Source organism: Bradyrhizobium australiense, assembly GCF_013114825.1.
Lineage (GTDB): Bacteria > Pseudomonadota > Alphaproteobacteria > Rhizobiales > Xanthobacteraceae > Bradyrhizobium > Bradyrhizobium australiense.
This window is the reverse complement of sequence record NZ_JAAVLX010000024.1, coordinates 1-11,452: the sequence shown is the minus strand read 5'-3', so window position 1 is coordinate 11,452 and position 11,452 is coordinate 1. Positions and strand designations below refer to the sequence as shown.

13 protein-coding genes and 3 pseudogenes are annotated in these 11,452 nt (G+C 57.8%); 12 read left to right on the top strand and 4 right to left on the bottom strand.

The features are described 5' to 3' along the window. The 7 genes and pseudogenes from HCN58_RS34890 to HCN58_RS34860 form a co-directional block, all read left to right on the top strand. Positions 1-565, top strand: a 565-nt coding sequence (locus HCN58_RS34890) for a porin (protein ID WP_171583820.1), incomplete at its 5' end; no start/stop codon positions are given. A 177-nt stretch (positions 566-742) separates the two neighbouring features. Then, entirely contained in the window at positions 743-892 is a 150-nt protein-coding gene (locus HCN58_RS34885; RefSeq protein ID WP_171583819.1) for a hypothetical protein, read from the top strand. An 834-nt stretch (positions 893-1,726) separates the two neighbouring features. Further along, the gene (locus HCN58_RS37740; protein ID WP_376701262.1) at positions 1,727-1,999 is read left to right on the top strand and encodes a formyltransferase family protein; all 273 of its coding nucleotides are present in this window, start codon (positions 1,727-1,729) and stop codon (positions 1,997-1,999) included. Between the two features lie 809 nt (positions 2,000-2,808). Then, entirely contained in the window at positions 2,809-2,979 is a 171-nt protein-coding gene (locus HCN58_RS34875) for a hypothetical protein (protein ID WP_171583817.1), read from the top strand. Between the two features lie 11 nt (positions 2,980-2,990). Beyond that, positions 2,991-4,085 (top strand): AMP-binding protein, encoded by a 1,095-nt coding sequence (locus HCN58_RS34870; protein WP_311966947.1) that lies wholly within the window; start codon positions 2,991-2,993, stop codon positions 4,083-4,085. Positions 4,086-4,301: 216 nt separating this feature from the next. Then, positions 4,302-4,556 (top strand): annotated as a pseudogene (locus HCN58_RS37735) (hypothetical protein); the annotation flags it as partial. Positions 4,557-4,829: 273 nt separating this feature from the next. Then, positions 4,830-5,300: an FAD-dependent oxidoreductase gene (locus HCN58_RS34860; RefSeq protein WP_171583816.1), complete on the top strand. Its 471-nt coding sequence runs from the start codon at positions 4,830-4,832 to the stop codon at positions 5,298-5,300. A gap of 156 nt (positions 5,301-5,456) precedes the next feature. On the opposite strand, the gene HCN58_RS34855 is transcribed toward HCN58_RS34860, so the two are convergent. After that, complete coding sequence (locus HCN58_RS34855; RefSeq protein WP_171583814.1) at positions 5,457-5,798, bottom strand: hypothetical protein; 342 nt, start codon at positions 5,796-5,798, stop codon at positions 5,457-5,459. A 192-nt stretch (positions 5,799-5,990) separates the two neighbouring features. Continuing rightward, entirely contained in the window at positions 5,991-6,119 is a 129-nt protein-coding gene (locus tag HCN58_RS36955; protein ID WP_283814698.1) for a hypothetical protein, read from the bottom strand. 72 nt (positions 6,120-6,191) lie between these two features. Between HCN58_RS36955 and ald the strand changes: the two genes are divergently transcribed. The 3 genes and pseudogenes from ald (at position 6,192) to HCN58_RS34840 (ending at position 8,469) form a co-directional block, all read left to right on the top strand. Continuing rightward, positions 6,192-7,304 (top strand): alanine dehydrogenase, encoded by a 1,113-nt coding sequence (gene ald / locus HCN58_RS34850; protein WP_171583812.1) that lies wholly within the window; start codon positions 6,192-6,194, stop codon positions 7,302-7,304. Between the two features lie 561 nt (positions 7,305-7,865). Beyond that, a pseudogene (locus HCN58_RS34845) lies at positions 7,866-7,994 on the top strand (transposase); the annotation flags it as partial. Positions 7,995-8,310: 316 nt separating this feature from the next. Beyond that, positions 8,311-8,469: a hypothetical protein gene (locus tag HCN58_RS34840; protein ID WP_171583811.1), complete on the top strand. Its 159-nt coding sequence runs from the start codon at positions 8,311-8,313 to the stop codon at positions 8,467-8,469. A gap of 241 nt (positions 8,470-8,710) precedes the next feature. On the opposite strand, the gene HCN58_RS34835 is transcribed toward HCN58_RS34840, so the two are convergent. Continuing rightward, positions 8,711-8,956: a hypothetical protein gene (locus HCN58_RS34835; protein ID WP_171583810.1), complete on the bottom strand. Its 246-nt coding sequence runs from the start codon at positions 8,954-8,956 to the stop codon at positions 8,711-8,713. A 280-nt stretch (positions 8,957-9,236) separates the two neighbouring features. Beyond that, entirely contained in the window at positions 9,237-9,494 is a 258-nt protein-coding gene (locus HCN58_RS34830) for a hypothetical protein (protein WP_171583809.1), read from the bottom strand. A 371-nt stretch (positions 9,495-9,865) separates the two neighbouring features. On the opposite strand from HCN58_RS34830, the pseudogene HCN58_RS34825 reads away from it, so the two are divergent. Both HCN58_RS34825 and HCN58_RS34820 read left to right on the top strand, forming a co-directional pair. Continuing rightward, positions 9,866-10,126: pseudogene (locus HCN58_RS34825) on the top strand (helix-turn-helix domain-containing protein); the annotation flags it as partial. A 967-nt stretch (positions 10,127-11,093) separates the two neighbouring features. Continuing rightward, positions 11,094-11,452, top strand: a 359-nt coding sequence (locus tag HCN58_RS34820; protein ID WP_171583807.1) for a porin, incomplete at its 3' end; no start/stop codon positions are given.

The following is an 11,452-nucleotide window of genomic DNA, read 5'->3' as shown; positions in this document are numbered from 1 at the left end:
GCTGGGTGGCTATCTGCGCGCTGAAACTACGTTTGGCACGAGCTACCATTTTGACGCGGCAAACAGTGGAGTGGGTGGTGCTCGCAACCGCCTGAGCGACTATTACAGCTCGCGCTCTCGTCTGGGCCTCTCGATCGATACTCGCACCGCGACCGAGTACGGCTTGGTTCGCACTTACTTCGACGGGGCCTGGACTTGGACGACGGGTACCTATAGCGGTACCGGCGCTGGCGGGACGGCCTATACGACATCATTAGGTTCTCAGGTCGCGACTGGTACTCCCGGTCTCTACAACGCCGAGGCGCTGATCCAGCAGGCGATGGAGCGGCTGATGAAGGGACGCACCTCAATCGTGATCGCACATCGGCTGTCGACGGTGCGCAGCCTCGATCGCATCCTGGTGTTCGACCGCGGCGAGATCGTCGAGCAGGGCACCCACGCCGCGCTGATCGCGCGGCCAGGCGGCGTCCATCGCGGGCTGTTCGAGCGGCAGGCCATCCAGTTCAGTCAGATCTCGGCGGCAGGCCAGACTAAAGCATGGCTGGCCGCATCCCCGCAGCCTTAGGGTTATTTGCCTTGGCTGCAGCTGACTGGCATCGCGCCGGTCAGCCTTCCGGCATCGCAATCGAAATTCACCGCGAAAATGTAGGATTTTCTTGAGGGAGAGCGTCTCTAAACCGGGAATAGGGCGGTTGTCGGGAGGACAATCGGAGATTCCGGGCTATTTTGCTGGGCGAGTACTATGATCAAAGCGAAAAGGAACTATTCGCTCATCCTCAAGCGCGATGTGAATGTCCTGTGGGATAATATTGGCCGTGCCAAAGCTGCTTTCGATTTTTGTGCGACTGTTTCGGGACAGCGAATTGCTCAAGATCCCGTCTGGCGAGCTTGAATTGCGCCAATTGGCGGATCTGGTGTTCTGGCACTGATTACAAGAGACTTTTTTCAAGAGAGATTGTCATCAAGTTGAAGCTAGGGGAGTCGTCATCCTTAAGCAGGCGTGCGACCGCCTCAAGAGGTCACCTTGGGTCATTTAACGGGTTGAGGACGTATGTCCGCAACTCAACAGCAACGCTTAAGTATTCTTCGCCACGGAGTGAAGTGTATGGACTTTTGCCTCTTCAAGCGGGGCCTGCTCAACCTTTTGGGTAGCACGCTGATTGCTGGGACACGGTGAAGGATCTGTTGCGATCATGGCGGTCCCGCAGATGCCCGCCTACGGACACAGATGAAGCTTGCTCGACTGATCCAAATCCACGCCATGGGGCTGCACCGTTGAGCGCGGCTTCATCAAGTGAAGCTTTGCCGCTTCCATCACGGGTGCCGTTGTCGTTGATCGCGCTGGATAACTCTCAACGCTGGCTGGCTTTGATTAGAATTCAACCCGGTTACTCCCGAGCCAATGCAAACCAGTGTGGCCGGATTAGGTCGCGATGTGTGTGGTGCGGAGCATACTGCGAGAACTCCCCAACCTACAGCATGGAGTAGCTGAACATGGCACATTGGTCTGCTTCGGTGCTCGCAGACGCTTGCAAACCGGACGATTGGGATGGGCAACGACCTGCAGCCGCATCAATTCGCTCCAGCATCTTTGTTGGTAGTGGTAGGCTAACTATCAGATGTGCTCAGCTAGTAAGTACGATGGGTCATGTCGTCTGCGCGGCGCTGTGTGCCTACGCCATATTCCGGGATTGGGCTGCTCGCGCCAATATCTTGTGCCTAGAGAATGTTGAAGAGCTCTGCGCGCGTCCGAGTCTGTGAAGGCGCTTTCATTTATCAAGACGGTCCGTTGCCACGATATGTGGGAGCTCATTCGGTGTCTTGGGCGCGGCTGGCCCGAGAGACCGACTATGACATCGCGTGGCATCGTATCAATGATGGTATTAATCCGGGCGAGTTGGTGGTTGAGCGCCAAGTTTCCATTGCGTCAACCGATACGGCGTTGACCCTGAACCTCAAATGTCATGAAGCCGCTGTCGAAGGTTCCGCGAGCTTATAGCTGGCTTAACGTATGGAGAGCTCCATGCCGGTTCGCAGGCGCCAGTGGACGGAAGCGTTTCTCCGAGGCGTCGACGCCCAGATGCTGCGGGCTGTCCGCGATGGAATCGATCCGCGCAAGATCTCTCAACGATCACACGCGCCTTAGACTATGGGCCGTATCATTCCAATCCGTTGTGTCTGCCCAAGGCGCACCTAGGCCTTGGCCGAGTTGTCGCCAGTTGATCGCACTGAGTACTTGCTGAGTGCTTGGCTGATCTATCTCGCCCGCATCACGGGCGAATCAGAGCTTCAATTGGGGTGGACTCCCACAACAGATGGATCGCGAGCCGGGATGGGGCGGTGGAGGTGCTTGTCGCCTCTGTCGTGCCGATGCAAATGACCATCGATCTCGGTCCTGATTTTGCAGGAGTACGCAGGGCGGTCGCGGCCGAATGCGCGGATCTGAAGGAGCATTTCCGCGGGATCTTATCGCGCGCTCTCCAACCTTGCGGGTCAAGGAGGCGCTACAATCGCGCCGAGCCCTGGTCGATTGGCGTGACGGTGACCGCTAATAGCTGTTCTGCCGCTGGTGATCTAGCTTCGAGCCCGAGTTCTGAGACAGCCTTATCCGGTGATTTGCTGACGTTTGAGGTTTGCGCTGTCGATGGGAGCTTTCGGTGGCACTTTGATGCTATTCAGCTTGGCGCCCAAAACAGATCGACCGTATGACGCAGCACTTGCAAAACTTGTTGTGTGCTGTGATAACGCGATGCGCAGCAACCGGTCGCACGGGTTGAGCTGCTGTCGTCCGATGAGCGCGCATACCTCTTGGAGGAGCTGAACCGGACGGCCGCGCCCTATCCGTCCAAGCGGTGCGTCCATGAGCTGTTTGAGACGCAGGTGCGCCAGGCGCCGGATGCGATGGCGGTGACCTATGCGGGCGAGCGCTTAAGCTATGCGATCTCAATGCGCACGCGAACCGGCTTGCACATCATCTGATCGCGCTCGGGGTGAAGCCGGATCAGCCGGTCGCGATCTGCCTTCAGCGCAGCGTAGCGATGGTGGTGGGGCTGCTCGCGATCCTGAAGGCAGGGGGCGCGTATCTGCCGCTCGATCCGGCTTATCCGTCCGCATGGCTGCGGCAGGTTCTTGAGGATGCGGCGCCGCAGCTGGTGCTGGCCGATGCGGCGGGAAGCGCCGCGCTTGGCGATGTGGGCCTCGATGTGACGCTGATCGATCTCGAGAAGGCGACGCCGGCTTGGGCGGACCTGCCGACGTCGGATTTGGATCCTCGCGCCCTCGGCCTCACCTCACGCCATCTTGCCTATGTGATCTACACCTCGGGATCCACAGTCACGCCCAAAGGCGTCGAAATGTCCCACGGCTCGCTGATGAATTTGCTCTGGTCGACATTGGAGCTTGGCGCCCAAACGACGCACACTTCAGTTCACGACCCTGAACTTCGACGTGTCATTCCAGGAATTGTTCAGTTGTTGGAGGGATGGTGGCCTGCTCGTGCTCGCGCAGGAAGAGACCCGTGCGGACTTCTCCGCCTTACTGGAATTTGTGTGGGGGAGGCGATCGAGCGGCTTTTCCTCCCGTTCGTAGCGTTGAACCATTTTGCGGAGGTCTGGGGCGCTAAGGGAGTGCTGCTGCCCTCTTTAAGGGAGATCTATACATCGGGTGAGCAATTGCGGGCCACCCCAATGCTCAGCTCGTTCTTCGAATTGCACTCGAGGGCGAGCTTGATCAATCAGTATGGACCCACAGAAACCTACGTCGTCACAGAGCACGAGCACCACCTTGCGGCTGACTCAGTATGTTGGCCGCAATTGCCTCCCATCGGCCGACCGATCGCGAACACGCGTGTTTACCTGCTTGATAATCATGGTGAACCCGTTCCATTTGGCACGGTGGGTGAGCTTTACATTGGCGGCGCAAGGCTCGCGCGTGGCTATCTGCACCGTCCCGAGCTGACCGCGGAGCCGTTTTTGGCCGATCGGTTCAGCGGGGAGATAGGGGCGCGGATGTACCGGACCGGCGATCTTGCGCGCTATTTGCCGGATGGCAATCTGGCGGTTTGGGCCGCAACGACGACCAGATGAAGATCCGCGGCTTCCGGATCGAGCCCGGTGAGATCGTGGCATGGCTCACTGAGCACGTCGGTGCGCGACGCGGTGGTGGTGGCGCAAGGGAAGGGCGCGGCCGAGAAGCGTGTAATCTCCCTGAAAGAAACTTGCATCGAAGATTGATTTGGAGCCACACCGCAAGACAGTTCAAGTGCTTTCCGTTCGTGCTATGGGTCGCAACCGCCGCTTTTCTTTGTTCCGACAGGTCTGGGAGATTGTTCTTATGTCCTCAGCTTAGCAAAAGAAATGGATACAGACTGTCCTGTCTATGCTGGGCCATGGCCGCATTTCAATGAAGTTTGTCCTCCAACTCTCGAAGCGATAGCCTCGCAAGTCATCCTGGCGATCATAAAGATTCAGCCGAAAGGGCCCATATCGCTGCGCCGGATTCGTCAGAGCCTGAACAATCTTACTTATGCTTTGTCGGCTTCCTTGGAGAGGATGTAAAAATGTGCCGCTCAGCTCGATCAGATCGCGTGCCCAATGTGGGATTTTACTTCTGCGGGAATTGCGCTGATCTTTAGGCCGACGTCATTCACAATCCTGGGCCGAAGGAGTTTGTCGGATGCGAGGCGATCCGAAATCGCACGACCTATGGGAGCTGATTGCTCTAGCGTCGCCAGATACCGGTCCTCTTGTAGGAGATGCGGAAGCCGACGTTGTTGTGATTGGCGGCGGATATACTGGACTCTCTTCGGCCATTCACCTTGCGGAGCTGGCGTGCGCGTCGGCCTGTTCGAAGCATCCGAAATAGGATTCGGTGGTTCTGGGCGCAACGTCGGGCTGGTCAATGCGGGCATGTGGATCATGCCCGACATGCTCACAGCGACTCTTGGCTTTCCGTTCGGGGAGCGGCTGATCAAACTGCTCGATCGTGGACCACAAAAGGTTTTCGAACTCATCGAGAAGCACGGCATCGAATGCGAAGTTGAGCGCGCGAGGACCCTGCATTGCGCCGTCGGGCGCAAGGGTCTACAGGAATCGAGATGCGTGCCGAACAGTGGCAGAAGCGCGGCGCTCCCCTCGTGGTGCCCAATGCGCAGCGACGGCAGAAGAATCGGTGGCGGCAACTACACCGGTGCGCTGCTCGACAAGCGCGCTGGCCCAATACAGCCGCTGGCCTATGTGCGTGGCCTGGCACGCGTTGTGAATGCGCGGATGGGAAATCGACCGTCTTGCAGAAGAACTTAGAGCTCCACAAAATACGAGATCGAGCGTGCTGACGGGTTGATGTGTCGCCGTAGCGTTAGGCCGCCCAAGCCCATGGAATGAGGTATGCATCCGAGGAGAGACACCTTGTCGGGATGGGCCAGTCGTTGAGAACTGTGCGTATGGACAGCCATACGATCAGTGGCTGAACCGGCTTGAAGTAGTGGAGGCTGCGAGTTCGGTCGAACTGATCAGCGTATTGGTGCTTAGTTTGGCGATGGTTGTTACATCGACTTTATGGGCCTCCGTCTGTTTGAAAACCTGCGGAACAGGGGTCAAACAGTGCTGAATTTCTGCACCATTTGGCGCCTGCTTCGCACAGCTTGCACCGCTCTTCCAATTAAAAGAGGTCGTCCAGGTAAGGAAATTGCAATGAACGTCGTCGTCCCCAGGGAAATCAAGGCGCACGAATACCAACGCGGGTCTTACGCCTGAGGCCGTCCGCGAGTATTTGGCGGCCGACCACAGGGTGGTAGTCAAGACCAATGCCAGCGTCGGCACTGGCGCCATGGACGACAAAGGCCAGCGCTGCCTTCGTGACCCGCGGCGGCAGCTATATTGCGGAACATTTCGAGCGGAAGCATCATCGTGTCGAATCGGTTCAAAGTTAAGTCAGCCCGATACGCGTGATGTATAGTGACTGTCGGCGCGCAATCGCAGTGCTGTATAGCGTCATAAAGTTTCGGCTGGCTGATCGGCGGGTTTGATGCTGAGGACGATGAGAATGGTCGAATCAACCTTGTCGACGTCCATCTGTTCGGAATTCTGCATTGTGGTGGCAAAATCGCTGAATTTCTGCATTGTATGCCCCGCTGCGTTGCGGGTTTGCACCGCTCTTCGGATTAGAAACGTCCACGAAGGAAGGAGATTGAAATGAAGGTCGGTGTCCCCAAGGAAATCAAGACGCACGAATATCGCGTCGGTCTGACGCCGGGGGCCGTCCGCGAATATGTGGCCGCCGGCCACAGCGTGTTGGTCGAGACCAATGCCGGTGCCGGTATTGGCGCAACAGATGACAATTATCGCAAGGCTGGCGCAACGATTCTGGACTCCACGCATGAGGTCTTTGCATCGAGCGAGATGATCATAAAGGTCAAGGAGCCCCAGCCGTCCGAATGGACCCAGCTGCGAGAAAATCAGATCCTGTTCACTTATCTGCATCTGGCGCCGGACCCGGAGCAGGCCAAGGGCCTGCTAAAGTCTGGGTGCACCGCAATCGCCTACGAAACTGTCACCGATGCGCATGGCGGTCTTCCGCTGCTTGCGCCGATGAGCGAGGTCGCGGGCCGGCTCGCGATCGAGGCGGCAGGTAGCGCCCTGAAGCGGTATGCAGGCGGGCGGGGGCTATTGATCGGTGGCGTGCCCGGTGTTCAGCCGGCCCGCATCGTGGTGATTGGAGGCGGCGTTGTCGGTACGCATGCGGCACGGATGGCGGCGGGCTTGGGTGCCGAGGTCACTATCCTTGACCGGTCGCTACCCCGGCTTCGTGAGCTAGATGAGCTGTTCGGGGGGCGCGTTCGTACCAGGTTTGCGACCATTGACGCCGTTGAGGAGGAAGTACTTGCGGCGGATGTCGTCATTGGCGCGGTGCTCGTACCCGGCGCGAGCGCGCCGAAACTGGTCAGCCGCGGCATGTTGAGTTCGATGCGCAAAGGCTCGGTGATCGTTGACGTCGCCATTGATCAAGGTGGCTGCTTTGAGACGTCGCGTCCGACGACGCACGGTGATCCAACTTACGAGATCGACAGCGTCATTCATTACTGCGTCGCTAATATGCCGGGTGCTGTCCCGCTCACCTCAAGCCAGGCACTGAATAACGCCACGCTGCCATTTGGTTTGGCTCTCGCCAACCAGGGATTTGCAGCCGTGCTCGAAAACCCGCATCTGCGCGCAGGCCTCAATGTCTATCGGGGCCGCCTGACTTATAGGGCCGTAGCCGAGAGTCTCGGCCTGCCATTCTCATCGATCGAACAGGCTGCGGCCTGATCCCAGAGGCCCCTCAAGGGCGTTTCCTCCCTGACTTGGTGGGCCACTCTTACGGAGTGGTCCTTTTTGGGGACTGTATCAATCTGCTAAGCTTGGTTTGACTTACCTTGGAAACCGAAGATTAAGTCGGGCGGCCATCCCAGAGAGGGCTTTTTGAGCTGCTCGACAATACCAAGCGCACCGGCCGGGCCAATGAAGATGATGAGGTGACTCGGTGGCGGGTAATTTCGCCTTGACCGTTTGGAGGCAGAAGATCCATTGCTCGCTGTTTTAGCGAGGAAGGCCCGGTCGCCGCGGTGACGCACTGTCGCCTTTTCGCTGCTGACAGAAACATCAAGTCTCTTGGATCTCAACGGACGGCCTTCCGCAGCGCTTGCAATCGTTGGTCGTGGCAACGTGGCGCGCACCAAGTCAAAGCCGCAGGCGGAAGGCTACCTAGCCTACCAAGGGAGGCCCCCCGGCTCTGCCGGGGAGGCAGCAGAAGTTTGACATTTCAGGCAGTCGTCCATCGACGAAACTCGCGACTCGTGAGCCACCACGCGCACGAGAAGGAGTTTGACGATGGACGATTACGAGAGCCTAAGCCACAGCAAATGGGAGTGCAAATATCATGTGGTCTTCATTCCGAAGTGCCGGCGGAAGACGCTGTACGGGGAGTTGAGGCAGCATCTCGGGGAGGTATTCCGCAGAGGCCGCAGACATCTAGATTGTTGGTACTTCTGATATCAACGTCATCGGGCGGAAACCAATTCTTCCCGCTGAACGAGACGATTGAGGTCGCGCGCGTCGGCGATCTCTCTGATCACTCGCTCCTCTAGGTGTGGAGCCGCGGCTGCGTCAGACGGTGCAAGTACATTTCGACGACTCGCGATTTTTTTGTGGTACCATGGTGCAGCCTTAGCAAAGGTAAAATGACAAAGTCATTTGCGCCGGGAGTCATGCCGGGTTTAAATCCTGAAACACGCGTATATAGTCGTTGTCTAGCTTGAGTGGAGGGGACCTTCGCATGTTCGAATCCGAAACCACCGTCTGCGCCCGGTTGATGAAGTTTACGGCGAACTTTCGCTTCGTGAAAATAGCACCGAACGCACGTCACTTCCAGAATCCTGAAGCCGCGTCCTGTTCGCCAGACGGCGTTGACCTGCGCTCCGACGATGTGGCTTAGCAAGGCTCCGCCGCGATATGTGACGAAATCTCCCATTGATCGCTGACTGTCGAAGCTTGTGGAGCAAACCTTCAGCAGATGACAATGTCCAAGGCCGCTCCATCTCGTGCCAAATCTCCTGCGGGTTGAGATCCGCGCCGGGCAGGCCGCAGGCCTTCCGCCCGCACAAGACCTTGAGCCAAAGGTGCAGCCTTGCTTCTGTCGAACAAAACCAACTCGTCGGATCTTTCATATTCCGTCTTCACTCCATCCAATCGAATCCCGCACTGGCCACGGCCGGAATCCGCACATGCACTGCAGCGTAAGTGTCGAGCGTGTAGTATCCTGGGTCGATGTTCTTGGCCTTAATTTTTCGACGATCGCAGCCTCGGTCGGATTCTTCGTTTCGAAGGTGAACAGTATGGCCTGCGATGGCGGCGTCGGTGATCGAGGCATATTCCCACGCTTCGCCGGACCTTAACGTGGTGTTCAGGTCCTGATTGCGCATCTGGCGTAGGACTAGCCCGCTTCCTGGTGATAGCCGCCGACATAGACGAGACCGATAATGTCGCGGTTCAGACGCGAAAACGATCGGCCTTATCGCCCTTGTTGTAAGAGTCGTGCATCTTCTCGGCATGCTGGGCTTGTTGAGGGCCTTCTTGATCTCGTCAGTAAGGCCCTTACGTATGTGGTCTTGTGGTTGAAGATGGCGATGCAATTGTCCTGTTCTTCGTGATGTACCGGGCGGCAATTGGGCCCTGACTGGTCGTCGCGACCGCAGACACGCGCTACGTTACGGAACTTGCGATCGGCGACAACGGGTTGGTCGAAGCCGGCGTGATCTGCAGCACGCCGCCATCGGCGCCGACGCCGGAGTCGGCGAACAGGAGAAAAAGTGCCCCGCGACGAACGGGATCTTCCGCCACCGAGGCCTGTTTGGGATCGCAGGCATCTTCCTCGACGTCGAGCGCGAGCTTGCCGAGCACGGCGCGCCGGAAGCGTTGATCTGCTCCGCCAGCATCTCGGTGCCATTCTTCATCTGCCAACCGAAGGCGGACTCGACCCCGGTTTGGTCACGGGACAGCGATGGAAAGCAATCGTTCTGTCTGTAATGTGCAGAACGTGACCTTAAATTCCGTTGCTGCAATCGTGACCTTCACTTTCGCCCGGAGCGCATCAGCTGTTTGATTGCTTCCTCCTGCGGGCGTTGTCCTATTTATATTTGCGTAAAAGCATCGGCTAGGCCACAGAGCGATGGCGCACTTTGTTCCAAAACAGCGAGGTTGCTGCGCGGCGGGAGAAGTCACGATCGCCCGATCCGGAACATCTCGAGCGAGCTGTGGCGAGATTGATCGAAGTGCCGAGGTGTTCGCCAAGTTTATGACGAAGCTTCTGAACCACCCCTAAGAACCGTCAGTTTCCGACGGCATACAAATTGAAGGCAATCAAACGGGTTGAGCGAGGCGAAGGCGTTCTGCCTGTGGCCCGCGAGCTTGGGATATCGCGCAAGATACTGCACGATTGGATCAAGGCGTGGAAGGTGCATGGGCCGGAGGGGCTGAATCGCAAGCCTGGACTCAAGCCCTTGGCGACGTATGACTACAAGCGTTCTGCGCTCGCGCGCGCGAATGCCCGCATCGCGTTACCAGCACTAACGCGAGACGACTTCCCAGATTGACAAGCCTTGGGCCCGTGACGCCATGGCATCAGGAACGAGCGATCCACGCACGCAAGCTGACAGGTCATTGTGATCGGCTAGGCGGGAGGTCGTGGATTGGTTGCTTCCGGCGTGCGCTGGCTCCGTCCGAACCGAGTCCCTGCTTTTCGTTTTCAGCACCTGCGATAAGGCTGTTCAGTCCGGCATGAGATCTGAGGGGCTGGCGCCAATCGGAGATGTCGTCTGCTATTCGCAGTCGCACTCGTTGAATAAGCGTGATAACTCTACCGCATGCTGATTCAGCGCCGCGTCAGTGAAAGATGAACGAAGCAGGTTCGTACAGCGCCGTCAATCTGGTGCTCTGCGTCCGCGAGCTGTGTGATAATTCAAAGAACGGTGGGCGACGGGTTTTCATCGGCGCATGGGCTGTTCACGCCATGCCCTATTGGCCGTGGGTGTTCGACCCTGCAATTCCGATCATCCATTACTAGCTAGCCACGCTCTGCTCTTCCTCTCCACTTGCTCTGCCCGGATTTGACGGGCGCGCCCCTTCGCATCGGCGCCGGGAGTTGCGCGGGGTGAGAACGCTCTGTGAAGCCTGACCAGAATCTCTCTCTGCATGCAGCTCTCGAATTGAGTACCAGCGCTTTTGAAATTCTCGTACAATTCAACGGCGCCAAATGATCGTCATGCGCACGAAACGTATATTCATCTGCGTCTTCCGTACTAATCGTACGGTTATGACGCGATTGGAACACGCTGGCCCAGAGCGGCCACGCGTTTGCGCGTTTCGTACAAAGTTTTCACACCGACATCGAACGCAATCTGTCAACGTAACCCTGCGAGCGGCGGAATGGTCCGCACCGCGACGCCAGTGGCTAGCAGCTGGCGTTCGAGGAAGGCCCTGTCGGTCGAGAATGATGGGGGGGGAGATGGCCAGTCTCTGGGGTGAGCGCCACTCTTCAAGTGAAACATTTGGAGGTCTTTCATGAAGATGGCGAAGAGCCTTTTTCTAGGTTCGGCGGCGGCTCTGATTGCCTTGGGCGGAGGGCAGGCGGCTGATCTCCCGATCAAGGCTAAAGCGGTTGAGTACGTTAAAATCTGCTCCCTGTATGGCGCTGGGTTCTATTACATTCCGGGCTCCGACACGTGCATCAAGCTGGGTGGCTATCTGCGCGCTGAAACTACGTTTGGCACGAGCTACCATTTTGACGCGGCAAACAGTGGAGTGGGTGGTGCTCGCAACCGCCTGAGCGACTATTACAGCTCGCGCTCTCGTCTGGGCCTCTCGATCGATACTCGCACCGCGACCGAGTACGGCTTGGTTCGCACTTACTTCGACGGGGC